Source organism: Labilibaculum manganireducens, assembly GCF_963665805.2.
Classification (GTDB): domain Bacteria; phylum Bacteroidota; class Bacteroidia; order Bacteroidales; family Marinifilaceae; genus Labilibaculum; species Labilibaculum manganireducens.
The window spans coordinates 2,265,675-2,291,865 of record NZ_CAXXEE010000003.1 but is presented as its reverse complement, the minus strand read 5'-3'; the positions used below and the strand labels follow the sequence as shown (position 1 = coordinate 2,291,865).

19 protein-coding genes are annotated in these 26,191 nt (G+C 34.9%); 7 read left to right on the top strand and 12 right to left on the bottom strand.

The window, feature by feature from the left end; all coding sequences use genetic code 11:
* Positions 1-22: 22 nt before the first annotated feature.
* From ACHZAX_RS08760 to ACHZAX_RS08710, 11 genes are all read right to left on the bottom strand, one after another.
* Positions 23-1,303, bottom strand: coding sequence for a hypothetical protein (locus ACHZAX_RS08760; protein ID WP_320018825.1), 1,281 nt, complete (start codon positions 1,301-1,303; stop codon positions 23-25).
* The gene (locus tag ACHZAX_RS08755; protein ID WP_320018824.1) at positions 1,296-2,378 is read right to left on the bottom strand and encodes a glycosyltransferase; all 1,083 of its coding nucleotides are present in this window, start codon (positions 2,376-2,378) and stop codon (positions 1,296-1,298) included. The genes ACHZAX_RS08760 and ACHZAX_RS08755 overlap by 8 nt, the downstream gene beginning before the upstream one ends.
* Positions 2,379-2,412: 34 nt before the next feature.
* Positions 2,413-3,522 (bottom strand): glycosyltransferase family 4 protein, encoded by a 1,110-nt coding sequence (locus ACHZAX_RS08750; protein WP_320018823.1) that lies wholly within the window; start codon positions 3,520-3,522, stop codon positions 2,413-2,415.
* 42 nt (positions 3,523-3,564) lie between these two features.
* Positions 3,565-4,869, bottom strand: coding sequence for a lipopolysaccharide biosynthesis protein (locus tag ACHZAX_RS08745; protein ID WP_320018822.1), 1,305 nt, complete (start codon positions 4,867-4,869; stop codon positions 3,565-3,567).
* Between the two features lie 93 nt (positions 4,870-4,962).
* Complete coding sequence (locus ACHZAX_RS08740) at positions 4,963-6,225, bottom strand: nucleotide sugar dehydrogenase (protein ID WP_320018821.1); 1,263 nt, start codon at positions 6,223-6,225, stop codon at positions 4,963-4,965.
* 249 nt (positions 6,226-6,474) lie between these two features.
* Positions 6,475-7,566 (bottom strand): Gfo/Idh/MocA family protein, encoded by a 1,092-nt coding sequence (locus ACHZAX_RS08735; protein ID WP_245870328.1) that lies wholly within the window; start codon positions 7,564-7,566, stop codon positions 6,475-6,477.
* A gap of 119 nt (positions 7,567-7,685) precedes the next feature.
* Complete coding sequence (locus tag ACHZAX_RS08730; protein ID WP_320018820.1) at positions 7,686-8,264, bottom strand: acyltransferase; 579 nt, start codon at positions 8,262-8,264, stop codon at positions 7,686-7,688.
* Complete coding sequence (locus ACHZAX_RS08725) at positions 8,228-9,454, bottom strand: DegT/DnrJ/EryC1/StrS family aminotransferase (RefSeq protein WP_320018819.1); 1,227 nt, start codon at positions 9,452-9,454, stop codon at positions 8,228-8,230. The genes ACHZAX_RS08730 and ACHZAX_RS08725 overlap by 37 nt, the downstream gene beginning before the upstream one ends.
* A gap of 515 nt (positions 9,455-9,969) precedes the next feature.
* A complete protein-coding gene (locus ACHZAX_RS08720; protein ID WP_320018818.1) occupies positions 9,970-11,184 on the bottom strand; it encodes a sulfatase-like hydrolase/transferase in 1,215 nt (404 codons plus the stop codon).
* A gap of 439 nt (positions 11,185-11,623) precedes the next feature.
* Positions 11,624-12,781, bottom strand: coding sequence for a right-handed parallel beta-helix repeat-containing protein (locus tag ACHZAX_RS08715; protein ID WP_320018817.1), 1,158 nt, complete (start codon positions 12,779-12,781; stop codon positions 11,624-11,626).
* Between the two features lie 127 nt (positions 12,782-12,908).
* Positions 12,909-13,076 carry a hypothetical protein gene (locus tag ACHZAX_RS08710; RefSeq protein ID WP_320018816.1) on the bottom strand — a complete coding sequence of 56 codons (168 nt, stop codon included), beginning with the start codon at positions 13,074-13,076 and terminating at the stop codon, positions 12,909-12,911.
* Between the two features lie 776 nt (positions 13,077-13,852).
* Between ACHZAX_RS08710 and ACHZAX_RS08705 the strand changes: the two genes are divergently transcribed.
* The 4 genes from ACHZAX_RS08705 (at position 13,853) to ACHZAX_RS08690 (ending at position 20,254) form a co-directional block, all read left to right on the top strand.
* Positions 13,853-14,362, top strand: a complete 510-nt coding sequence (locus ACHZAX_RS08705; RefSeq protein ID WP_320018815.1) for a GbsR/MarR family transcriptional regulator — start codon at positions 13,853-13,855, stop codon at positions 14,360-14,362.
* 115 nt (positions 14,363-14,477) lie between these two features.
* Positions 14,478-15,635, top strand: coding sequence for an efflux RND transporter periplasmic adaptor subunit (locus tag ACHZAX_RS08700; protein WP_320018814.1), 1,158 nt, complete (start codon positions 14,478-14,480; stop codon positions 15,633-15,635).
* 37 nt (positions 15,636-15,672) lie between these two features.
* On the top strand, positions 15,673-18,825 hold the full coding sequence (locus ACHZAX_RS08695; RefSeq protein WP_320018813.1) for an efflux RND transporter permease subunit: 3,153 nt from the start codon (positions 15,673-15,675) through the stop codon (positions 18,823-18,825).
* 13 nt (positions 18,826-18,838) lie between these two features.
* Positions 18,839-20,254, top strand: a complete 1,416-nt coding sequence (locus ACHZAX_RS08690) for a TolC family protein (RefSeq protein WP_394698252.1) — start codon at positions 18,839-18,841, stop codon at positions 20,252-20,254.
* Positions 20,255-20,465: 211 nt separating this feature from the next.
* Here the strand turns inward: ACHZAX_RS08690 and ACHZAX_RS08685 are convergent, their stop codons facing one another.
* A complete protein-coding gene (locus ACHZAX_RS08685) occupies positions 20,466-21,680 on the bottom strand; it encodes a helix-turn-helix domain-containing protein (protein ID WP_320018811.1) in 1,215 nt (404 codons plus the stop codon).
* 145 nt (positions 21,681-21,825) lie between these two features.
* Here ACHZAX_RS08685 and ACHZAX_RS08680 point away from each other — a divergent pair, with 145 nt between their 5' ends.
* From ACHZAX_RS08680 to ACHZAX_RS08670, 3 genes are all read left to right on the top strand, one after another.
* On the top strand, positions 21,826-23,685 hold the full coding sequence (locus tag ACHZAX_RS08680) for a glycoside hydrolase family 28 protein (protein ID WP_320018810.1): 1,860 nt from the start codon (positions 21,826-21,828) through the stop codon (positions 23,683-23,685).
* A 104-nt stretch (positions 23,686-23,789) separates the two neighbouring features.
* Positions 23,790-24,890 carry a pectate lyase gene (pelA, locus tag ACHZAX_RS08675; RefSeq protein ID WP_320018809.1) on the top strand — a complete coding sequence of 367 codons (1,101 nt, stop codon included), beginning with the start codon at positions 23,790-23,792 and terminating at the stop codon, positions 24,888-24,890.
* Positions 24,863-26,137 carry a sialidase family protein gene (locus tag ACHZAX_RS08670; RefSeq protein ID WP_320018808.1) on the top strand — a complete coding sequence of 425 codons (1,275 nt, stop codon included), beginning with the start codon at positions 24,863-24,865 and terminating at the stop codon, positions 26,135-26,137. Before pelA ends, ACHZAX_RS08670 begins: the two co-directional genes overlap by 28 nt.
* Positions 26,138-26,191: the final 54 nt, after the last annotated feature.

The following is a 26,191-nucleotide window of genomic DNA, read 5'->3' as shown; positions in this document are numbered from 1 at the left end:
TTTCAGAAAATGATTCCTCTTATTACAGTGAAACCATATCAGTAAAATAAGTAGTGGCGTATTTATGATCAAGTAAAATTAAAGCAAGCAAAACAAAGTATAAGCCCTTTAAATATTCATAACGAAGAAACACATTCGAATAACTCACTGTATCAATAAAAAAGACAATGGTTAGAACCAAAAAAGACAAATCGACAGGATTGCTTCTGTATTTTCTTAAAATCAGAGAAAATAGCCGCAAATAAAATAGCAAAAACACTATGGTGCCAAGGATACCAACTTGCAGAAGCAACCATATTAATGCCATTCTTCCTCCATACCTCACTCCATATTCATTCTCCATTGATCCTTCCCGGGGATTGTATTTCGACTCAATCAGCTTACCAGCTCCATCTCCAAACAGCATTTTATGTGAATCTGCCTCTAATGTATAATTGATGAAATGGATCAAACCATCTTTTCTTCTCATCTCAGATTTATCACTACCTCCGGAACTGGTATAATTATTCACATAATTTGCAATGTAATTCAAATCAAAACTGCCCCAATTACTTTGTTCAGGATTTAAGGTTTTATTGGTTTTTGCTGTAAAGTAAAATATACCGGCTCCCATTAAACAGGCCACCAGTACCTTACTTAAAAATTTTCCGGAATAAACCCTTCTCTCTAACTTAACAAATAGAAAACCACAAATTATCAGGACTAATGGAATAAAAATGAGAATTGCCCGTTTGCTTCCAATTACTCCAAGAATGCTAAAGCAGATAATATATATCAGATATTTTCTCTTGTTTTCGAAGAGATACAGGCTAAATAAGATTGTAATGACAAATAGAGGGAAAATTGCAGACACACTTCCAGCATTTATAGATAAGGTTCCAATTCCTCCATGTTCGGATTGCCCTATCAAAAAGAATTTTATAATTACTGCGGGAATTTGAATTGCAATAAGCAGTTTGATAAAGGAAATAACCTTTGAAATTACCAAAATGCTGTTTTCATTGATCAAAACAATAAAATACAAATAGGACAAGCTAGTATATACCAAAAAGTAGAGTAAGGAAAAGGTATCAATTTTATTCACAAATGAACTGATTACCGCTAGTCCTGTAAATCCAACAAACCACCATACAAAAGGGTATTTTATCTGATTGCCTTTAGACACAAATGTGTAAATAAATAAGACTCCGCTAACAAAAGGTATTCCTATTTTATAGATACCGGAATTGATTCCCAACAACTGAAAGATTCCAGTCATAAAAATCAAAGTCCAGTAAAGATTATGAAACGCTAATTTAAGCATTGTCCATCAACCTGTTTAGATACGGTTTAAAGTTTCCATTTACGATTTTGTCCCAACGGTAATCCTCCAAAGAACTTACAACAGAATCATATTTGAAGAGATGTCTTTTTTGATGATATTCCTGAAGTGCTTCATAGAATGACTCAGAAGTGTCGTGGCAAAGAATCCCATTTTCCTCGTTTATTAAATTGGAATTCTCGACAGTGGCAGTACCTATGCAAACCATGCCTGCAAGAATGTACTCAAAAGTTTTAGTTGGAGGCTGAAAATCAAAATATGGAGTAATAGGAATGTAACAGACTCCAATATTGGATTCTCTATAATAATCAAGAATTTCAGTTAAGTTTTTCCTCCCATGGAAATGTACAATTTTAGAAAGGTTTAACTCTTTAATTGCATCCTGAAGCAAACGTTCTTCTTTTTCAGATCCAAAACCAAAAATGTTGTAGGAGCATTCAATCTCATCACCATATTCCTTATAAAACATTGAAAACCCAATCACTGTTTCCTGTAATCTCCGGTGATTTAAAGTTCCTACATACAACAACTTAAGTTTATTATATCCACAATTGCTATCTTTCAAAACCTCAGCTCCTAACGGCAACCAGTGACATTTTGAAGAACTGATTTTCAGATGATTAATAAGACCTTTGGAAATAATTGTGATATGGTTGAAGAAATAACTTTCAAAACGAAGCCGCCAATTCTGAATTGTATTAACTAAATAGTTTTCTTTAACTGATCCGGTTCTTATATCTAAAACCAATAATCTCCTTCCTGAAAATATTTTAAGCAGAGAGCAGAACTTAAAACTATACAAGAAAATAATGTCGTAATGCTGTTGTCTAAATTCTCCGAATATAAATTTCAACCACCGTATATATCGTAAAATCCGGTTGCCATCAACAGGTAAATATTTAACCGTAACACCTGATATGCTTATTTTCTTTAAACCTTCATCAAAACACAAAAATGTAATTACGTACTCATCTTTCAAGTATCTGCAGTAGAAATAATAATCAGTAAGATATCCAAACTGACTTGGTGAAATAAGGAGCAACTTCTTCTTTGTCATCTAATATCTATACAAGAACAACTTAAAATATGAACTAGTATATCATATCATACATAGCTTCATAAGACGAAATCATTTGTTTATGAGAGAATTTCTCCATAACAATCTTTCTACCGGTTTTACCTAAATCCCTCATCTGTTTTTTATCGCCAGCCAATTCGACGATACAATTTGACAGCTCTTCAATTTGATGCAAACCTACAATTTTTGCACAAGTACCATTTTTGGTAATTTCTCTAAAAACGGGTATATCTGAAATTATAACAGGTAATTCACAACTCATCATTTCTAGTAAAGCCAATCCAAGACCTTCATAAGAAGATGGGAAAATTCCGATATCCGCTTGATGCAAATATTTCAAAACATTATCCTGCACACCATGAAAGTGTACATTATCTATCAAATGATTTTCTTTGCAATACTCCTCTAATTGCTCCTTAACTCCAACACCCAGAAAACACATTCTAAAATTCGGAAATTTCTTTTTTAGTAAAGGCAATGAACGAATAATATCCCAGTGGTTTTTTGCAGGTAAAAACCGGCCAACATGAATTAATACCGGATAATTTGTACTCTTTTCTGCATTGCCGTTAACAGGTATAAAATAATCAATATCAATGCCATTTAAAATGACAGAGGAATTCGAAAGTTTCAATTCTTCCTCCATTGTTTTTCGAACTTCTTCACTAACACAAACCAATTTAAAATTCAATAATTTGTATGTTAACATCTCTACATTCCTGTCAATACGGGAAAACCAATAGGATGATTTGTAATGCCCTCCCGAAGTGTGAATAGTAGCAATTCTATTTTTTACAGGCAGGTCTTTAATAACGGACAGAATCCATGTTCCAACTCCCCAAAAATGAGAATGTATTGTATCCGGTGCGATCTCTTTAAGTATTCTTCTAAATTTTACAAACACTTTGGGGGAAAAAAGCCAGAATCTCGATTGCAAAGGTACCCCAAGAGAAATCACCGTTACACTATTGTTCTTTAGCTTTTCAGCCAACGGGACTGCATCGAAAATTGTGATAACATACACCTTATATTTTTGCTTGTTTAAATGGTTACAAATGGTAATACAAACATTCTCTGCCCCGGCAACTCTCAGCGAAAATATTACATGAACTATTTTTTTCATAACAACAAAAACTCCTAAAAACAAACTTTATTAGTTGATTGATTAAAAATGCATTACACTTGGTTTTTGAAAAGCAATAAGATGAAGTTTTTTATTGGTGAGATACAGTTTTGATATTACTACTAAAGATATTTGTACTAACTGGGCAATAAAAATAATTTCGAATCCGGCACTTTCGTAAAACAGAAAAATCAGCAGCAAATAAATTAGGGACAAAACGATAATAATATAGAGTATTTGTCTGTGGTACCCCAAAAAATTGGCTGCAGGATGAATACCCATAAATATTAATCCCACAAAGAGATTAAAAATGGCAAAATCCAAATAGTAAATATATTTCAAGTACTCTTCACTAAATACTATTCGAACCATAAATTCATCTAAAGCAATAAAAATTATATAACCTGCACTAAAAAAAAGAGTTAGGAATAAGAAGGATTTTAGCAATTTAGACCTAAGTTCTTTGAAATTATTTTCAGCAATTAATTCGCTGATTATTGGTGAAATTGTAATTGAAACCGGACCAGCCATTCTATTGATTAATCCAGTAATAACTTTAATCATTTTAAAACAACCAGCATAACTTACACCAAAAAAACCTGAAACAATCATCATATCAGCCTGAAATATAATCGTATCGAAAGATGAAATTAAATTGGAATAGAATGAAAATTCGAAAATATCCTTGTATTTATTTTTAATTAGCTTAGTGCTTTTTCTTAAAAATCCAGTTAAAGAGTCGGATTTTAAAACCTTGTAAAAAAATAGATTTAATGTAAAATCGTAAACAATTTCTCCAAATGCAAAGGCAATTATAATATAAACAAAACCAAGATCGAGCCAAAAAACAATCAATACAAGGATTAATTTAACAAATCCGGCAACGAACTGTGATTTAAAAAACAAATTGTACTTGTCATGAACACGAAGATAACCTGTTGCTGTTCCGTTAAGTTTTGTTAAAATACTCAGCAAATGAATTTGGGCACAATACTTATACATCTCCGGTAAATTAATTGTGCGGTAGATAATTTCCAGAAATATAATTCCAAAAACAAAAGCTATAATTACCGTAATTAAATCGAGCCGAAAAGAAAATTTTAATAAAGATTGAATAAGATCTTTATCATCCTTTATTCTTGGATAGTATTTAATTATTGTTTGCCAGGTTTGAAAATTTAATAATGCTGCAACGGTCAGCGTGTAAGACTGAATAATACCAATAACTCCAAATTCATCAATACTTAAATTTTTAGCAACAACTGCAAGAACCAGAAATCCCAAAAATGAGGCTACTATATTTGATGATAAAAGTATGGCTCCTCCCTTTAAGATTCTTGTATACATCCCATCAAATTGACAAATTTCCAGTTCAAAATCAATACAATTATTTTATTGAGAAGAATAAAACAGTCATCACACTTTCGCTTATGATTGTTTTTATAACCGCCCGTCGACAAGATGACGTGGATAGATCGCTTTAACATCATAAACTACAGAATCGTGGCCATTTTTCAGGTTCTTTATATCAACCTTCCGAATTTCATCGTGAGCAACCGCTGCAACAATAGCATCGTACTTATTCCCATTCAGGTAAGGTATTATTTTCAAATTATATCTTTCCCTAACCTCAATAGGATTGGCCCAAGGATCATAAACCTCAACATTACAGCCGAACTCCTTAAGTTCCTTAATTAAACCTATCACTTTCGAATTTCTGATATCCGGGCAATTTTCCTTAAAGGTTATTCCCATCACCAAAACATTTGATCCGGGAATACGGAAACCTTTCTTAACCATTTCCTTGATAACATTAAATGCAATGAACAAACCCATATCATCATTTAATCTTCTTCCTGCCAGTAAAATCTGAGGATTATACCCAACTTCCAAAGCCTTGTGAGCTAAATAGTATGGATCAACACCAATACAATGCCCGCCAACTAAACCTGGTTTAAATGGTAAAAAATTCCATTTGGTGGAAGCGGCTTCTAAAACTTCATTGGTATCAATCCCTAGTTTGTTAAAGATTACTGCCAGCTCGTTTACAAATGCAATATTTATATCGCGTTGTGAATTTTCAATAACCTTTGCCGCTTCAGCTACTTTAATTGATGATGCCTTATAGGTTCCGGCTGTAATAATCGATTTGTAAAGCCGATCAATAAAATCAGCCATTTTTGGTGTCGACCCGGAAGTAATCTTACAAATTGTTGTAAGAGTGTGTACTTTGTCCCCTGGATTAATTCTTTCCGGAGAATAACCGCAATAAAAATCTTTATTATAGATTAAACCGCTGTATTCCTCCAACACAGGAACACAATCTTCTTCGGTTGCACCTGGATATACTGTAGATTCATAAATTACAACATCGTTTCTTTTAAGTACCTTCCCAATGTATTTAGAAGCATCAAAAAGAGGTGTTAAATCCGGATGATTATTTTTATTTATTGGTGTTGGTACCGCAACGATATACACATTATATCCTCTCAACTGATCGGGATCGCTGGTGAATTGCAAATGAACGGATGATTTGAAATTATCAGTCCCCATATCTTTTCTCCAATCCAAACCCAATTTCAAGTCAAGCACCCTTTTTTCGTTGATATCAAATCCTAGCGTTGGATATATTTTACCAAATTCCACTGCTAAAGGCAAACCAACATACCCAAGTCCGATAACGGCAATTTTCACATTTTTCATCTGAGTATAATTTGTTTTTTAGTTGTCGGAAAGCCTGTCCTGATAAATCAGGAGAACTTATCAGGCTCGTGTGTGAGTTAATAATTATTAACTCCTGAACGTTTCAACCATTACTTTATTTACACATAAAACATCAGGAATATCACACATTTCTTGTGGTGATTTGTATCGGTTTAACTAAGAAGCTGCTTAATTTTTTTTGGGAAATTTTTATCAAAAAAAAGTTAAAAGATAAATTTCAAACAGTTTCTAAATATCTTTCTGATTTACTCCATTTAATTTATAATTCCTTACCCATTCCTTTTTTTGTTTTATTTCAGTCAAATCTCTTAACTGATAAATTCGTTCAATAATATCAACAACTTTCAAACCTTCCAATGCATTGGTGGCTATAACTCCATTATTTTGAATCTTATCAACCACATTTGCAATCACATAATGATGATTTTGAGCAGATCCTTTATAAGCTCCATAATCTATTGGAGGATTAGATGGTTTTAGTTCCGGCATAACGTAATTTTCTATGTCACAATAAACAACCTCATTCATATACTGACCAGCAACTTTAATTGTCCCCTTTTCACCTATAATGATTATAGAACTTTCCAAATTTCTTTTATAGACTGCAGTTGAATAATTTAAGCATCCGATTCCTCCATTTACAAATTCGAAACTCACAACACCCGAGTCCTCAAAATCCGTGAGCTTAGCGTGTTTAAAATCCTTAAATATTCCTTTCACATTCTTAATGTCTCCAAACAGCCAATACACGATGTCAATAAAGTGTGAAAATTGTGTAAATAATGTTCCACCATCCTCTTTTTGCCGTCCTCTCCAGGAATTTGGTTGATAATATTGTTCATCCCGGTTCCAAAAGCAGCTCAATTGAACCATATAAATCTGACCTAAACACTCCTGATTCATAATCTCTTTCAGCCATATTGCCGGTGGGGAATATCGGTTTTGTTTTACAACAAAAATATGCCGCGACACCTCGAGAGACTTGTACAACATCCGCTCAGCTTCAGATTTACTTAATGCCATTGGTTTTTCGCAGACCACATGATATCCCATATTAAGAGCATTTATAGACATATTGGCATGCAAACCATTTGGCACACACACATTAACAACATCCATCTCTGTATGATTTATCAACATCTCATCATAATTCCTATAGAAAGGAATGCCTGGAATATAAAGTTCCAATTCTTCCAATGGCAACAGATCACAGCAAGCAACTATTTCAGCATCATTATTACATCTGATCATCTCCAGATGCCGCTTCCCAATGTGCCCCATCCCAACAATTCCAAACCGAATTTTTCTCCTTTTCATCATCACCTATAACACCATTTTACAAACAAATCTGCACAGAAGCATAATGTTGATTAACATCTATAATTCAATCATTTAATCTCTCTCATGATTGAATAAATTTAGATCCTATTCCAATATACTCACTCATTCCTCCACACCATTTCATCTTTAATAAGATATTCCTGACCACTTTCCCAGCAAGTTGCGAACCCATTTTTATCAAAATTCAACCTATGTCCATATTCACTTACCCAACCAATTTGTTTAGATGGGTTTCCTACAACTAAAGCATAATCTTTAACAGATTTTGTTACCACCGCACCTGCTCCTACAAAAGCATATTTACCAATTTCAGTACCACAGATAATTGTTGCATTGGCTCCGATACTAGCTCCTTTTCGGATAATCGTTTCTTTGTAATCTTTCTTTCTGATAACGGCCGACCGTGGGTTAATTACATTAGTAAAAACCATAGAAGGTCCCAAAAACACATCGTCTTCACAAATTACTCCGGTGTATATGGATACATTGTTTTGCACTTTTACATTTTCTCCCAAAATAACCCCCTTAGCTACCAATACATTTTGTCCGAGATTACAATTTGGACCAATTGTGCATCCACTCATTACATGGCTAAAATGCCAGATTTTTGTTCCTTGCCCAATTCTACAGTCTTCATCAATTACAGCAGATTCGTGGGCAAAATAGCTTTTTTCCATTTAAGTTTATTGTTTGAAACAGGAACATTTATCAGGATATTATTCATAATTGTTTTAATGGAATCAGTGATAAATTTCAATTCATCCACTTTTATTTCCGTATGTATTGGAATTGACAAAACTGTTTCACTTAATCGTTCCGACACAGGTAAGCAGCCAATTGGATAATCCGGGCTACAATATGCTTTTTGCAGATGAAGAGGAATTGGATAATAAATCATTGAAGGAATTCGTCTTTTTTTCAGTTCATTTTGCAGTTTATCTCTTATATACCTAATATGAAATCGATCACTTAAGTCAATTTTAAGAGTAAACTGATTGTAAACATGCGTTGAAAAATTTGAACAAAAAGGAGCTGAAATACCCCGAACAGATCTCAATTGACTATAGTAATAGGCTGCTGCATGTCTTCTTTTTTCAGTAAATTCGTCCAGACAACGAAGTTTAATTCGCAGAATGGCCGCTTGAATACTATCCAATCTTGAATTGCAACCAATAACATCGTGGTGGTATTTTATTCTTTGACCATGATTAGCCATCATTCCGGCTCTGGCTGCTAATTCGTCACTGTTTGTAAATAACGCTCCTCCATCACCAAAGCATCCCAGATTTTTTGATGGAAAAAAAGATGTTGTTCCAAAATCACCTATAGTTCCAGCCTTAGCTGACCTTCCATCAGAATAATGGTAAACAGCTCCAACAGCCTGTGCTGCATCTTCAACAATCTTTAAATTATATTTTTCTGCAATATGGGTTACTTTTTCCATATCTGCGCATTGACCAAAGAGATGTGCAGGAATAATTAATTTAGTTTTTTCTGTAATTTTCTTCTGTACATCATTAACATCCAAGTTAAATGTGTTAGGATCTACATCCGCAAATACAGGCTTCAATCCAAGTAATGAAATTACTTCTACGGTTGCAACATAAGTAAATGATGGAACAATAACTTCAGCTCCTGGCTGCAATTGCAGAGCCATAATTGCCAATTGCAAAGCATCGGTGCCATTCGCGCATGGAATAACATGCTTTACGCCCATCCATTGAGCAAATTCCTCAGAAAAACAGCTTACATCCGGGCCATTTATAAATTTACCTGATAGTAAAACTCTATTTATTGCTGAATCAATTTCATCTTTTAATCTGGTGTATTGCCCGATCAGATCAACCATCACAATCTCTCTACCCATATGATTTTTTTTTACAAAGTTTCAAGTATACGACTACAACATCAAAATTGCAGAATGATGCAATATGTTAAATTAAATTTAAAGGAGGGAGGAGGAATAGAGAGAGGTTTATTAAGGCAATAAAACCCTAATAAAGAAAAGATTTGGACAATACTTCGTTTCCTCAATCCCACGAAATAAAGAATGGGATTGAATTGTTTCTTTCTCCAAAGCTTTGCTTTGTGAGCTGAAATTCACTGAAACAAAATTGGGCTAATATTTTATTTCTTAATAAAATTAGAAAGCAAACAATTACTTAATTTCGATCTTCGCAGTTCATGTATCTTATTTGTTTTCTGTTCGCAAGTAATACAAGTTCAAACCATTTTGAATAATAATCAATGAAAAAATTGTTAAATCTGTCGATTTAAATGAATTCTTTTACAGAATATTGTTTTCCTTCCATAAAACACCCTTATCATTCCATAAGAAAAATTAAACAAATACTCTGTAAACATAGTGTTTATACCGTTTTCTCATCTTTTGTAATTGATTACAAATGGATTTGAATCTAAAATTCCTTTCCGCTTTATCAAATATCTTTTATTCCTGAATTTATTAATTAGATATTTTCGTTTAAAATTAATTTTATACAGCAATTCATCAATAAAACTGCCTTCTCTCCAAACTTTATCCTTCTCCGCCTTTAGGTCTCTGTATACAGAATGCACCGCATCCCATTTTTTGTAATAGTAGATCTCATCTAACCAATAGAGTTTTCCCCTACCCTTTTCTTCAACTTGCCTCTGAAGAAGATTTACATTCTCTCCAGGATCAACTTCCAAATCATAAAGTTCTTCTTTTTTACCCCTCTTATTGAAGATATACTTAAAATTGTCCTTAACAACTGCTAATTTTCTATTTTCCTGCAGAAAATATTGAGTATCAACAAATACATGATCATTATGAATTATTTTACCTTCAAGAATTATATCCATCAACTGAATATGGCTGGTAGGGAATTCAATTGTTTTGTTGCCATCAATCCTAGGTGTAATCAGAGGAACTTTAACCGCACTTTCATAAAGATGAAATCCATATACCGGAACCCCTTTAGACATATTCATATGACCATGATCAGAAGTAATGTAAATGGAATCATCACTAAAATGTTTCCGCATTTCACCAACAAACTCATCAAAAACTTCAATATCTGAGTCATAGCATGTTTTACCATACAAAACATGTGGAAAATGAACCCAGATAAACACTTTAGTCTCAATAATTTCTAGAACTCCATCAACAATTTTACTCAATGTCTCCTGAATAACAGCCTCCTCATTGATTCTCTTTATTCGTTCAGAGCCAACTTTTTGCTCAATATCCAAATTATGAAAATTCGTCTTCTCTCCGTATATTTTGGTATATGGAACCACATTTTGAAACCAACTTTCACCCCAAAATATATGGCATGCATATCCCTTACTCTCCAGAATTCGAAATAATGATTCTCCTTTAAAAACTTCAACTTCAGTAAATTCCTTTCTGTCCAATTCATGACAGTATTTTCCTGTGAACATTGAAGAGTATGACATTGCTGAGGTTGCAGCGGCAGTGTAGTGCCGGTGAAAAATGGTTCCCTTATCCGCCAACTCATCAATATTTTTAGTTTTCCACAATTCACTGCCATAACAACCTAATGCTGCTGTTCTTAGCGTATCTTTCGAAATCAGAAGTATTTTTTCTTTCACATCAGTTCGTTTTAATATTCGTAAATTAGCGACACTTTAATTATCAGTTTCTGCAATAAGTTATGGCAGATGATTTAATATCCGGGAATAATACCATTTTACAGACAAATTTGCACAGAGGTATAATGTCGTCCCGGGTTCTCGGGACTAAAACTCAATTATAATCAGATTCTTTGGGAGAAATGATTGAGTAAATTTAGATACTAATTGGTATAAATGCAGAAGAGGCAAAAAACATGGTTCAGATTCCTCCATTCTGTTAAGTAACTATTTTTAGAAATCATTTCTAATTCTATTACATACAAGTTCAGAACATATATTGTAAAAAACAAATATCAGCCTGATAATGGAAATTATCAAACATATATTTTTCATACAAAAAGAGCCGTATCAATCAAGATACAGCCCCTTTCCATCCTATTATTTTTGCGTTTATTAATTATTTAGCTTCGTATGCTCCAGCATCTAAATCAGACGAGCTCCTATTTTTATCTTCCATATCCTTTCGAGGGAAATCAAGAATTCCAACTGCAAAATTGAGCGCTTTAGAACCTGAAATCAAATGAAAATCTCTATCTGTAAAGTCTGAAAAACCAAGATCCCCGCTACTTACCAGATTTTGAGATTCAATAAATGGATTCGATGTTGAGACATCGACATAATTAATATCTCCATCGGTTCTAATTAGTATATTTCCTAAAGATTCTAACTCACTTTCCATGCTTTTCCAGGTATTGGCATAAATAACAGGTTTATTGCCGGATAATAAAGTATTAAATCGGACTGTAACTTTTCCAAGAGGCGAGTCTTCATTTGACATGTAAAGACTAATTGCATTTTCGAAATTATCAAAGATCACATTGTTTTCAATTAATAATGTACCATAAAAAGCAGAATGATCACTTGAGAAAGATATGCCACTGGCTTTTCCATCATAAATTTTATTTTTCGAAATGGTTCCATAAGATCGTACACTAATTCCTACTCCTTTACCATCTTCCGAACCACATTTAGAAATGGTATTTCCTTCAATCATAAAATTTTTCCCGCACAAATAAATACCGTGCGGAGTGTGTCCGTCTATATTAACAAGACCCACTTCATTAATTATATTACCCAAACACTTAGTATTAATATGATCTTCCCCAGCAAATATTCCTATTCCTGAAACATTATAAATCTCATTTCCTTCAATTAAAATGTCATCGGAGCTTTGTCCGGCTTGTAAAAAAATCGCATGCGATTGCAGATTCCTGAAAATACAATCCCTAATAATTACGTGATCTACAGTCTTAATTAAAAGAGCAATATCGGACATGTTTTCAAATGTACAGTTGCGTATTATCAAACTATCATTTTCATGACCATCAATAATCAAGGTTTTATTAAAAGTCTGATTTTCAATTATTGGTCTATTCTCAGTATTAGTGCCACCAGTAGTGTCTGCAACTGTTGTACCGTCATTATTCTCGTCAACTATTGGTTCAACAACCTCGGTTGAATCCTGCTCTTCAACTAATTCATCATCACAACTTGCAAACGAAAACCACATGGTCAATATCATCATTACTACAATCACTCTACTCTTATTTCTCATTGATATTATTATTAAAGATAGTTTATTTTCTTATTATATTTTTTGCAAAAAGACACCTCATTCCAAACTATTCGTTTAGATTATTAATCAAATATTAACCAAAGTTTGTGGAATAAAACTGCTGTAATCACTCTGGATGATTCAACATTAAAATATCGTGAGGGGTAAAAAAGTGAATGATTTTGAGGAATTCAAAACCTTTCTTTTTATTGGAAGGATTATCAAAATGAGCTTTCTTTTGTAAGCTCTTAAAGCGGAATCCAATATATGATCCTTTCTCTTTCAATTTTGCCATCTGTAATTAATTAGACATTTTTCAACTTCACAACTCACTTAGAGAATTCTGTGCCAAAAAAATTTCATCCACTGGGTTGAAACTTTCTAAGGCATTTAACGGACGGGAAATGTGAATGTTACAAAAGTTTAAGTATTTTTAATCAATCTAAACAACAAAAATTCAAATTTATATAGTGTAGAAACAATCCACAGTGCGTGAAAGTACTACACGAATCGAAGTGACTAATTATCATTTCAATAAGTATTACTGGTAAAACATTTTATTAGCAACTTTAAGTATAAGACTGATTCATTAAAATCAAGCAATTTTGTATTGATGGATTTTTTCTTAATGCTGATGCAGGATTTGATGCGCAGGAATTTAGAAAACATTGTTACATCTGTGATGTAATTGATAATATTGATCAAAATAAGCGCAATGGGAAAATGACGTTTCATTCTTTGACGAATTACTTTATAAGCAACGGTTTGTGATTGAAAAAACCAATATACGGTTAGATGTTTTTAAATCGATACCTGTACGTTTTGAAACAAAAAAAAAACATTGGTCAGCTATGAATAACTTTGCATTTATCATTATTTTACTTCGACACCTTTAAACAACTTCGTTAAATCGAATCCATTTTTTCCCCAACGAAATATCAATTATTGATACATTTAAATTTATTATTGCTCTTCCATCGATTGCATAGGATTCTTTTTATTTTTTTAACATTTTTTAGTTCGGTTGAAACCGAACTAAATGTATATTTGTTCCAGGAAAATTTAAGAAAAATGAAAAACAGGAAAGATTTGGAAGAGGAAAAGAAATATTTAGTGGAAAAGTTTGGTCTGTTTATGGAGGGACAAGAAAAGTTATCCCCTATCGGAGCGAGAATTTTCGCTACCCTTTTCATCAATAAAGAAAATGGAGCCACTTTTGATGATTTGGTTCATTTTTTAGGTGCCAGCAAAAGTACGATCTCCACTAATCTTCAGAGTCTCACCAAATCGAATATGATTGTGTATTTTACAAAACCTGGTGACCGGAAAAAGTACTATACCTTATCACCTGTTGGATTCATTTCTAGAATTGAAGAAAAAATAGCTGATTATAAAACAGAACACTTTTTGGTTGGACAGATATTAGAGTACAAAAAAACAGCCAATGGGATTATTAAGGAAGAAGACCAGCAATATGGCTCTAATCAAGAAACGCCCTATTTAGACTACTTATCAAATACTGTAAGACTTCTGGAACAGCTTCGTGATCAAATAAAAGCGAAATGCCCAATAACTAATTAAATATGAGGTAAATAACACAAACACCTAAACAAATTTGGACTTGCACAATCAACAAGTTCGCTATATATAGAACTAAAGGAACTAATTAAAAACAATTTATACATTTATTCAAATCATGAAAAGAAATTACATCTTAGCAAGTATGGCCATTATCCTACTTGGTTTATCATCTTGTAAGGATTCATCACAACCACAAATGGCTCGTGGGCCAATGCCATTCCCTGTACAATCAGTGAAAAAGGAAAACATTACTATTTACACAGAATATGCTGCAAATATAGAAGGAGAACAAAACATAGAAATTCGTCCTAAAGTGGATGGTTTTATTGGAAAAATTTATATTGATGAAGGCAGCCAGGTTAAAGAAGGACAGATTCTGTTTAAATTATCTGCCAAAACTTTAAATCAGCAAGTTAAAGCCGCCGAAGCAAATGTTGAAGTAGCAAAAGCTCAGGTGGTATCAGCACAAGTTGATGTGAATAAAATAAAACCTTTGGTAGAGAAAAATATCGTTAGCGCGGTACAATTAGAAACATCTGAAAGCAATTTGAATGCTGCAAAAGCTCAGTTGATAGCTGCAAGAGCAGATTATATGAATGCCAAAGAAAATTTAGACTATACTATTATCAAGAGTCCGGTTGACGGAATTGTTGGAAGTATACCTTATAGAATTGGTAGCTTGGTTGGTCGTACAGAATCTCAACCACTTACTACAGTGTCCAATATTAGTAATGTATATGCTTACTTCTCATTAAACGAGAAACAATTATTACAATTCAACCGACAATTGAATGGCAATAGTGTTAAAGATATGATTAAGGCATTACCTGAAGTTGAGTTAATCCTTGCTGATGGATCAATTTACAATCAAAAAGGGAAAATTGAGACCATTAACGGAATGGTAAACCCAAGAACAGGAAGTGTTAGCTATCGTGCAATTTTCTCAAATCCAGACAATTTATTACGAAGTGGTATTAGTGGAAAAATCAAACTGCCATCCAACATAGATCAGGCAATTATTTTACCGCAAAAATCAACCTTCGAATTGCAGGGAAAACATTTTGTTTATCTTCTTGGTAATGAAAACAAAATAGAGTCTAAAGAAGTATTTGTTTCAGAAACTCTCGGTAATGATTTTATCATTGAAGAAGGACTTACTGAAGGACAAGTATTTGTCGCCGAGGGATTAATCAAACTTAGAGAAGGAATGCAAATACTTCCACAAACCGGTTCTTCAACTCAACCAGACAACAGAGCATTTTCCAAAAAATAATATCAGGTTTTTAAACTGTAAATAAAAATCACATTTCATGTTAAGAAAATTTATTGAACGGCCGGTATTGTCGACTGTAATATCTATACTCATTGTAATTTTGGGAGTTTTAGGACTCTCTACTTTACCAAGAGAGCAATTCCCTGATATTGCACCTCCAACCGTGCAGATTTCTGCTACTTACCCTGGTGCCAATGCAGAAACTCTGCTGAAAAGTGTTGTTGTTCCCATAGAAGAAGCCGTTAATGGTGTAGAAAACATGACCTACATGTCATCTACTGCCAGTAACGATGGAAGTGCAACCATAAGTGTTTACTTTGAATTAGGAACCAATGCTGATATTGCAGCAGTTAATGTTCAAAATAAAGTAGCAACAGTAAACAGCAAATTGCCGCAACAGGTAATTCAAACTGGAGTAACCACAAAAAAAGTTCAGAATAGTGTTTTGATGTTCTTTTCCGTTTTTACCGAAAACGAAGATTTAGATGCAACATTTATTGAGAATTATGCTCGTATCAACCTAATCCCAATGATCAAAAGGGTTAATGGTGTAGGTGATGCCAGCGTTTTTGGCTCACGTGATTATTCGATGAGAATTTGGTTGAAACCTGAAAAAATGGCCGCTTATGGTCTTACTCCTCAGGATGTAGTCAGCGCCTTGAATGAGCAGAATTTGGAAGCTTCTCCTGGTAAATTTGGAGAGAATTCATCTCAGTCATTCGAATATGTTATTCGCTACAAAGGAAAACTTTCTACAAAAGAAGAATACGATAATATTATTCTTCGTTCGGAAGGTAACAGTGATTTCCTTCGCCTGAAAGATGTTGCAAAAGTTGAGTTGGGTGCCTTTAGTTATGCTACCAATAATATTACCAATGGTCATCCATCAGTAGCAGTTGCGGTATATCAAACTTCAGGTTCGAATGCACAGGAAATTATTAAAGAAGTAGAACGCACACTGCAATCTGCTAAAAAGAATTTTCCTAAAGGAGTTGACTATGTGATTCCATTCAATACCAATGAATTCTTAGATGCATCAATCAGTAAAGTAATCTCTACCTTAATTGAAGCATTCCTTTTGGTATTTTTAGTGGTTTTTCTTTTCCTTCAGGATTTTAGATCAACCTTGATTCCTGCAATAGCAGTTCCAGTGGCAATTGTTGGAACATTCTTCTTTCTGAACCTCTTTGGCTTCTCTATTAATATGCTGACACTGTTTGCTTTAGTACTCGCAATTGGTATTGTTGTTGATGATGCCATTGTTGTGGTTGAGGCGGTTCACGCCAAGCTTGATCACGGTGCGAAGAGTGCTAAAAAAGCTACTATATCGGCCATGAGCGAAATTACCGGCGCAATTATTTCCATTACTTTGGTTATGTCGGCAGTGTTTATTCCGGTATCCTTTTTAAAAGGTTCAACAGGAGCTTTCTACCAACAGTTTGCAATCACACTTGCAGTTGCTATTGTAATATCAGCAATCAATGCATTAACCTTAAGTCCTGCATTGTGTGCTCTTTTACTTAAGCCACATAAACCAAGTGAAGAGCATAAGCAAAATTTACTAAAAAGATTTTACACTTCGTTCAATACAGGATTCGATGTAATGACTAATCGATACGCTAACTCGGTTCGCTATTTAATTCAGAGAAAATGGTTAACTGGTGTAATATTAGTCATTTTCATCTCCTTGGCTGGATGGTTTTTCAAAACTACTGCTACAGGATTTATACCAAACGAAGACCAAGGAGTTATTTTCTGTGACATCTCATTACCTGCCGGAAGTACTTTGGATAGAACAGGTGAAGTTGTTTCCAAAGTAGAAGCAATTATCAATCGTATTGATGTTGTTCAGGAAAAAATGTTTGTAGTTGGCTTTAGTATGTTAAGTGGCTCCAGAGGTGGCTCAAAAGCTTTCGCTGTAATTAAATTAAAAAACTGGAAAGAACGAAAACAGGACAATCAAAAAGTAGATGCAATAGTTGGGCAATTATTTGGAATGACAGCTGGAATAAACGAAGCTCAAATTCTTTTCTTTGCACCTCCAACTGTTCGTGGTTTTGGTAATTCTGATGGTTTTGAAATGCGTTTACAGGATAAGTCGAATGGAGAATTTGACGATTTGATGGCCAAAAGTGGTCTATTTCTGGGGGCATTAAACCAACGACCGGAAATTAAATATGCGAGAACTTCTTTTAATACAGGATTCCCTCAATATGAGATGGAAATAAATGTAGAGAAAGTAAAAGAAGCAGGGATATCGGTAAGTAGTTTATTTACTACTCTCCAGGGATATTATGGAAGTTGGTATGCTGCCGACTTTAACCGGTTCGGAAAACAGTACCGTGTGATGATTCAGGCTGCTCCCGAAGATCGTGAAACCCTTGAATCGATGAATAATGTGTTTGTTAAAAATGCTCAAGGTGAATTGGTTTCGGTAAGTCAGTTTGTAAACATGAAAAAAGTAAATGGTCCTGATGTTGTTAACCGTTTCAACCTTTTCAATTCAGCAACCATTAACGGCAATGTGAATCCTGGTTACAGTACCGGGGATGCCATTAAAGCTATTCAGGAAGTTGCAGCAGAAACATTACCATCAACCTACGGGTATGAATTCTCTGGAATGACACGTGAGGAACAAAAAGCAGGAAATCAAGCTATTTTAGTTTTTGCACTGAGTTTGATATTCGTGTATTTCTTACTTGCAGCGCAGTATGAAAGTTACATATTACCCTTCTCCATTATTCTATCACTTCCTATCGGGATATTTGGAGCCATCTTTTTTGTGAAGATGATTGGATTAGAAAACAACATTTATTTCCAGGTGGCCTTGATCATGTTAATTGGTTTGCTGGCAAAAAATGCCATCCTGATTGTGGAATTTGCCTTACAGCGTCGACGTCAGGGAATGGAATTGATGCAGGCAGCCGTTGAGGGAGCAAAAGCACGTTTACGTCCTATTTTAATGACTTCGTTCGCATTTATTCTGGGAATTGTACCATTGATGCTCGCAAATGGAGCCGGTGCAGTTGGGAACCGCTCAATAGGTACAGGTGCTGTTGGTGGAATGTTAATTGGAACCCTGTTTGGTGTGTTTGTAATTCCTGCCTTCTTCGTGATTTTCCAGACAATTCAGGAAAAAATTACAGGAGCGCCAAAACCGGAAGACAACGAATTGGAAACTGCAGAATAATATAGAGAAAGAAATGATGAAGAAAAGATATATAATACTTAGTCTGGTTGTAACGGCATTCAGTCTGCAATCCTGTTTTGTTGCCAAAAAATATCAGCAACCGGAGCTAGAGAATTCAGATCAGTACCGCAACGTTTCAACTACTGATTCAGCGACTCTTGCCAGCATGCCTTGGGAAGAATTGTTTACCGATGCGAACCTGCAAAGTTTAATTAATAAAGCTTTGGATAACAATTTGGATTACTTGATGGCAATTGAGCGTGTAAATGCTGCCGAAGCCTATTACAAACAAGGAAAAATGGGTTATCTGCCAAGTCTTAGCATGAGTGCTAATGGGGGGCATTATGAAGCATCAGACAACAGCCTGACTGGAATTGCGGCAGGTGGAAATGGTGCCGAATACGAAAATTACCAGTTAACAGGTACAATTTCATGGGAAGCCGATATCTGGGGAAAAATCAGAAGCAACAAAAGAGCTAGTCAAGCAGGTTATTTGCAAAGCGAAGCTTCGCGAAGAGCTGTAGAAAGTTCTTTAGTTGGCAATTTGGCATCTGCTTATTTTCAGTTAATTGCCTTAGATGCTCAGGTTGATGTTGCAAAACAAACAGTAACAAACAGAACTGAGAGTTTGGCAACAATGAAAAGCCTGAAAGAAGCCGGACAAGTTACCCAAGCTGCTGTGAAACAAACTGAAGCACAACTGTACAGCACTCAAATTCTTCTTTTAAATTTAGAAGAAAATGTGAATCTATTAGAGAACACTATTTCTCTTTTGCTGGGACAAAATGCAGGAACTATTGTTCGTGGAAAACTCGACGATCAAAAGATTACGGCTGAATTGCAAACTGGTTTTCCTGCACAGCTTTTAAGAAACCGACCAGATGTGATGGTTGCTGAATATGGCTTGATGAATGCTTTTGAGCTGACCAATGTTGCCCGCAGCAATTTCTACCCTAGTTTGAGTATTAGTGCAAGTGCAGGTTTGGAAAGTATCAATTTCGATGATTGGTTCAGTACGTCCTCTTTATTTAGCAATGCGATTGGGAATCTGACCCAACCACTTTTTAACAAACGAAACATCAGAACCCGATATGAAGTAGCCAAAGCACAACAAGCCGAAGCACGTTACAATTTTCAAAAATCGATACTAAATGCCGGAAAAGAAGTATCTGATGCATTGTACAGCTATCAGTCTGAACAAAAGAAATACGAAATCCAGAAAATGGAATTGGAAGCTTTAAAAAAGGCTGTTGAATATTCTGAAGAATTGCTGAACAACGGCTACCAAAACACGACTTATATTGAAGTGTTGACAGCTCGCAGCAATGCCCTTTCTTCCGAGATTAATACCATCGATACAAAATTCCAACAATTAAATTCCATCGTTAAATTATACCTTTCGTTAGGTGGTGGATGGAATCGTAAGTAAGATTTAATAGTGGGTTGATTTTGACCGGATTGCGTCGGTAGGATGATTTTGAAGTTAGTTCTTCAATTTAGCAATCCGGTCAAATCTTATTTTATATTTGATTTAGCATATCAATTAAACAGCAGTATATTGGCTTAAAGCTGGCATACTGCTGTTTTTTTTGTGGTTAATTCACTTTTGAAGTCAGCCTGTCATCATCCTTAACCGCAGCTTATTCAATACTGCCAAACTTTATAATTTCATAGTAGAATCCGGTAGATTGCAAACCTGAAATTTTCATTATCAGGTTCCAGTCATCTGGAAAAGAAGCAACACTATCTGTCAGTTCAGTCAGAAATGATGTTTCGCTCAACTTATACAATGCTTCCGATTTGCCAAATGGCAGAAAAGAAACAAAAAACATGATTTTTTTTCCGTCGTAAGCCGAAATATTGGAGACTATTGCGTAATCATTCTGGAATACCGATCGATCAGGATTGTTTAGAGAAATATACTCTGTGGTATCTTGTTGTTCATTTAAAATAAAAATTGCCGGGGGTAAGTTGGAATAATGAAACCCTGTTTTTGCGAAAAAAGGATTAAGTACTCCCAAAGTGCCAAAATCGCCTACAAAAATCAGGTCATTCATCCGAACATCACTCAATGATAATTCCGAAGCATATTTCATACTAAATGGTTTGTGCGCTTTTTGAAAAATTTGTACCAATTGAAAAAAACAGTTGGGGATTTCTTCACCAAAATAACTTTGCCCCAATTTTTTCATACTGGCTTTTTGCTCCGGATTTTTATCCAGATAGGCCATAAAGTCGTTTTGGCTGTTTATTTCCGGATTACGAACGTAATTGAAGCTGCTATCCGGGAATCGCGTTTTTTGCATCATAAAATAATCACCCAAAACGATCATCAGCGGGTTTTCCGATTGCAAATAGTAATCCCAAACCGGATTTTCAGTTTCTATTTTTTGAGTGTTAAAGTTTCTATTGCCTGAAAAATAAAGGAATGCAAAAATCAACATCAGAATAAAAGAAACCGGAAATAAGAATTTGAGACTCATCGAATTTGGTTTTACTTCTTTCAATTCTGGTTTTTGCTCAATTTTTTCTATTTCTGTCACCTCAAATACAACACGATAACTCCCCTTAGGAATTACAAACCGCACAGCATCATGATTTCCTTCATCCAGATAGTAAGAATTGAGCTTTTTACGCAGATTGTAAATATTGGAACGCACAATAGAATCCGATCCGGGATCGAATGAAGCATCACGTCCGAAAACGTCAATGGCAATAACTGTTTCTTTTAGAATTTTATCTTCGCGTGTTGCGCTTACCAAATAACGAAGCAATCGAACATCGTTCGCAGATGTAAAATACTTGCTGCCGGCAATTTTACTCAGCCAGAAATTGTCATCGAAATTGTTACTCATGGTAGATATTACGGTTGTCCTGCGAAAGTTACTAAATCATTTTTAATAACACATAAAAACAAAAAATGAATAGGTCAATAACAGTTAATGACAGAAAATAACAGCCTGTTTATAAGACTTTCGTTTATATTAGCAAAAAAAAGTTATGCGACTTCCTATTTCATGTATTGCTCTTATTATGGCATTGCTGGCTTGTAACAGGCAAAAAGAAAATGCATCCAATGAATTGGTTCCTGAAAGTTCCAATGGCTGGGAATATGCCGATTCAGTCAGAAATGAAATACAGTCTGCAAAAATCCCAACAGATACTTTACGTCTGATCGATTTTGGATCTAAGGATGATTCTCAAAGAATCCAGAAAGCAATTGACCATGTTTATGAACTTGGTGGTGGTACAATTCTAATTCCTCCTGGAATTCATTATACCGGACCTATTGTTCTGAAAAGTAAAATAAATTTGTACTTGGAAGAAGGTGCTGAACTCAAATTTATAGCGAAACCTAAAATATATCCGTTAGCTTACAACTGGTTTAACGGCATTCCATGCATGAACTATTCATCCATGATTTATGCAAAAGATGCAAGCGACATACAGATAAGCGGCAAAGGTATTATCGACGGTCAGGGAAACGATCCTGTATGGAAAAGCATGAAATTTCATGAAAGAAAAGATTGGGAATTATTGAAAAAGCTGGAAAATACTAATGTGAAACCCATCAACCGTAAATTTGGGAATGGCCACTCTATCCGCCCGGATTTGATTACTTTTTTGGAATGTTCCCGAATAAATATTTCGGGAGTAAGCATTAAAAATGCCCCTTTTTGGGTTATTCACCCAATTTTATGCAAACATGTAACGATTAAAAAGTGCTTAATCAGCAGTCATGGATACGACCAGATTGGAATTGGATTGGAAAGCAGTGAAAATATTCTTGTTGACAGTACAAAATTTCAATTTGTTGACGATGGAGTAAAGATTCTTTCTGGGCGGGTTAAAATCCCAAACAATCGTGCTTCAAAGAATATCGTAATCCAAAATTCAGTTTTCGAAAATGTTCTTTATTCGGCAGTAATTATCAGCTCTCAAACACAAGCCGGAGCCAATCATATTTTCCTGTCTGATTTAAAAATTGACACAAGCGAAACAGCTTTGCGTATTTTCGCCAATGCCGGACTAAAAGGAAAGCTCCACGAGATATTTTTAAAAAATATTCAGGCAGATCAGATTACCGGTTCATTTTTGCTTAGCAATATTAACAACAGTTCAAACCTATCCGATTCCAGCCCATTGTTATATAATATTCATCTCGATAAAATTAATGCCGAAAATTGTGGCCGGGCTTTTCTTCTTAACGGCCACAGTAAAAATTTGATTTATAATGTAAATGTCCGTGATTCCAAGTTTTCTACCTTTAAAGGTTCATTTGTAAAAAACCTGCAAAACATGAGCTTTTCAAATGTTCAGGAAAATGAGGAAAATTATTCGGGAACAAACACGGTTGGGAACATTCAAATTCCAAAAATCAACCTGGAACATAACGAAGATGACATTTTAAATTCCAATAATATAAAATTCAACGATCTTCCAAAATCTGTGAAAAATACGCTTGCGGCTAATTATCCTCAGATTCCGGTCAATAATATTGACCAAATGATAACCCAGTCAAATATTATCTACAACATTAATTTGAAACTCGAATCGTCAAAAGAACTGCGGCTCTTAGTTCTGACCGACGGGAAGATCATGCGATCCGAATCAGATATTACATTTGGTGAATTACCTAAAGCAGTTATATCAGCTTTGGAAACTTATTTAAAGATCACTCCTGTCCCCCTCATGATCAATGAAATAAAGAAAATTGCCTTTCAGGATTTCGCATATTTCGAAATTAAAGGAGAGTACAACCAAAAATTATTCGCCGTTGGAATCAATAATAACGGAGATATAATTGAAGAAAAACAGAAAATAATCACTACTTATTTTTCGCCGGCCAAATCAAAGTAAAAACAAAAATCTATGAAACAACCCTATAAAAAGTACACACAGGAGAATGAGTGTAATTTGGGAGTTTTATATGGCAACAAAAAACAAATCATAATCATAAACACATGAAAAATATTTATTTGATCTCAATGATCATGGTTCTGACAATAACTTCTGTTTCAGCAAAAAACAGGCAAACAACTCAGGATTATTTGAGTCTGAAATGGAAACAGGTATCAACCAAAATGCCTGCCGAATGGTATGGAACCGAGGATGCGAAATTGGTGGCAGAAAACGTGTTGCTTAGTCAAAAAGAAATTGGAGGATGGGAAAAAAACAAGCCTTATCATCACGCATTTTCTGAATCAGAGAAAGCTCATTATATTCAGGATAAATCTGAAATTGGCGCCACATTCGATAACGGTGCAACGATATCAGAACTGCGGTTTCTGGCTAAAGTATACTCTCATTTTCGTGATGACCGATACAAACAGGCATTTGAAAAAGGACTTAACTATATTTTTATTTCGCAATACGAAAATGGCGGATGGCCACAGTTTTATCCTTACAAAGGTGATTATGCAGACCATATTACCTATAATGATGATGCAATGGTAAATACCATGAAATTTTTGTTTCAAATACTTGACGACAGTAAAGAATTTTCTTCCTTACAAATAAATAAAAACCAACAGGACAAAGCCAAAAAAGCATTCGACAAAGGGATTCAATGTATTCTTAAAACCCAGATAGTTGTAAATGGTCAACCAACAGTATGGTGTGCTCAGCACGATGAAAAAACATTCGCTCCGGCTAATGCACGTGCATACGAATTGGCATCGTTTAGTGGCGGCGAATCGGTCAATATAGCACTTTTATTAATGAAGATAGATATGCCTTCCAAGGAAATTATTGCTGCTGTTAATGGAGCTGTAAAATGGTTCGAGGCCAACAAAATAGAAGGAGTAAAATTAACGCAGGAAACTGATAAAAACGGGAAGAAGAATCAAATTATCGTTAAAGATAAAAATGCTTCCCCATTATGGGCCCGTTTTTACGATTTAGAAACAGGCAAGCCTTATTTCTGCAGCCGCGATGGAATTAAAAGAAACTCTCTGGCTGAGATTAGTTACGAACGCCGAAATGGTTACGGCTGGTATACCGATACTCCTGAAAAACTCCTGAAAAAATATCCTGAATGGAGAAAAAAAGTAAATGCAAAATAACTGCCAAACCAGTACCAGATACTGCAGATAATAACTTTTTACAGAGAATTATGATTTCACTTAAAAATATCATTAAACTTTTACCTCAATTTTTTCTGATACTGTCCCTGCATGCTCAGGAATACGATGTTCCTTTTAAGGTACATTCTCTCTTTAAGTTTGATCAGCCCGAAACTCTGGGACTCCATTTCGCCAAGGGGCTTGAAACAATAACAATATTTGCACCGCAAAGCAACGATAATAAATACAATCACGGAGTAGTACTGTTTCCGTTTAAAGGAATGCTTTATGCACAATGGCAAAGTTCATCGGTTGATGAAGATGGTGAAGATACTCAGGTTTTTTACAGCAGAAGTAAAAATGGAAAAGACTGGAGTAAACCATCTGCATTAACCAAAAAATGGAAGCACGGAATAAAAACAAGCGGTGGATGGTGGAGTGACGGAACTACCCTTGTGGCTTATATTTGTAATTGGCCCAATAACAACGGGGGAGCTAAAGAAGGTTATACCGAATACATTACATCAATCGATGGGACACATTGGAAATCGCCAAAACCTCTTACAAACAGCAATGGACAACCTATTTTAGGAATTATTGAACAGGATGTTCATGCATTAAAAACCGGCAGACTTATTACCGCTTTTCATATGCAGCCCGGATTGATAGTTACACCATTTTATACTGATGATCCGCTTGGTGTATCGGGTTGGACATCCGGAAAAATGATTAACATGCCTGCAAACAATAAAAATATAAGCCGGGAAATTGAACCCAGTTGGTTTTACAGAAAAGACAGCACCATTGTCATGATTTTCCGGGATCAAGACAATAGTTTTAAAAAACTTGCTTCAATTAGCAAGGACAATGGTTTAAGCTGGACTACACCTGTAATTGTTGACACACCAGATTCCAGAGCGAAGCAGAGTGCAGGAAATTTACCCAACGGCACAGCCTTTATGGTTAATAATCCTTCGGGAAACAAAAGTCGGTTTCCTCTTGCAATCACTTTAAGTAAAGACGGTTTTACATTTGATCATGCTTACTTACTGCGCAGCGGTAACGAAGATCTTCAGCCCATGAGATGTAAGGGAAAATACAAGCGAATTGGATACAGTTATCCCAAAAGTGTGATCTGGGGTGATTACCTATACGTATCCTATGCTACCAATAAAGAAGATGCAGAGTTAACCAGAATTCCGATTGACAGTTTGCTCTGGCAACACGATCAGCTGCTTAATGAATAGCAACATGCCGGACACTTTTTCAATGAAAAAACGCATTAAAAAATAATACCAACC

What these genes read in the sequence shown, in the direction of transcription:
- ACHZAX_RS08760 (WP_320018825.1), bottom strand. Translation starts at nt 1,303, where the DNA reads ATGCTTAAATTAGCGTTTCATAATCTTTACTGGACTTTGATTTTTATG.
- ACHZAX_RS08755 (WP_320018824.1), bottom strand. Translation starts at nt 2,378, where the DNA reads ATGACAAAGAAGAAGTTGCTCCTTATTTCACCAAGTCAGTTTGGATAT.
- ACHZAX_RS08750 (WP_320018823.1), bottom strand. Translation starts at nt 3,522, where the DNA reads ATGAAAAAAATAGTTCATGTAATATTTTCGCTGAGAGTTGCCGGGGCA.
- ACHZAX_RS08745 (WP_320018822.1), bottom strand. Translation starts at nt 4,869, where the DNA reads ATGTATACAAGAATCTTAAAGGGAGGAGCCATACTTTTATCATCAAAT.
- ACHZAX_RS08740 (WP_320018821.1), bottom strand. Translation starts at nt 6,225, where the DNA reads ATGAAAAATGTGAAAATTGCCGTTATCGGACTTGGGTATGTTGGTTTG.
- ACHZAX_RS08735 (WP_245870328.1), bottom strand. Translation starts at nt 7,566, where the DNA reads ATGATGAAAAGGAGAAAAATTCGGTTTGGAATTGTTGGGATGGGGCAC.
- ACHZAX_RS08730 (WP_320018820.1), bottom strand. Translation starts at nt 8,264, where the DNA reads ATGGAAAAAAGCTATTTTGCCCACGAATCTGCTGTAATTGATGAAGAC.
- ACHZAX_RS08725 (WP_320018819.1), bottom strand. Translation starts at nt 9,454, where the DNA reads ATGGGTAGAGAGATTGTGATGGTTGATCTGATCGGGCAATACACCAGA.
- ACHZAX_RS08715 (WP_320018817.1), bottom strand. Translation starts at nt 12,781, where the DNA reads ATGAGAAATAAGAGTAGAGTGATTGTAGTAATGATGATATTGACCATG.
- ACHZAX_RS08710 (WP_320018816.1), bottom strand. Translation starts at nt 13,076, where the DNA reads ATGGCAAAATTGAAAGAGAAAGGATCATATATTGGATTCCGCTTTAAG.
- ACHZAX_RS08705 (WP_320018815.1), top strand. Translation starts at nt 13,853, where the DNA reads ATGAAAAACAGGAAAGATTTGGAAGAGGAAAAGAAATATTTAGTGGAA.
- ACHZAX_RS08700 (WP_320018814.1), top strand. Translation starts at nt 14,478, where the DNA reads ATGAAAAGAAATTACATCTTAGCAAGTATGGCCATTATCCTACTTGGT.
- ACHZAX_RS08695 (WP_320018813.1), top strand. Translation starts at nt 15,673, where the DNA reads ATGTTAAGAAAATTTATTGAACGGCCGGTATTGTCGACTGTAATATCT.
- ACHZAX_RS08690 (WP_394698252.1), top strand. Translation starts at nt 18,839, where the DNA reads ATGATGAAGAAAAGATATATAATACTTAGTCTGGTTGTAACGGCATTC.
- ACHZAX_RS08685 (WP_320018811.1), bottom strand. Translation starts at nt 21,680, where the DNA reads ATGAGTAACAATTTCGATGACAATTTCTGGCTGAGTAAAATTGCCGGC.
- ACHZAX_RS08680 (WP_320018810.1), top strand. Translation starts at nt 21,826, where the DNA reads ATGCGACTTCCTATTTCATGTATTGCTCTTATTATGGCATTGCTGGCT.
- pelA (WP_320018809.1), top strand. Translation starts at nt 23,790, where the DNA reads ATGAAAAATATTTATTTGATCTCAATGATCATGGTTCTGACAATAACT.
- ACHZAX_RS08670 (WP_320018808.1), top strand. Translation starts at nt 24,863, where the DNA reads ATGGAGAAAAAAAGTAAATGCAAAATAACTGCCAAACCAGTACCAGAT.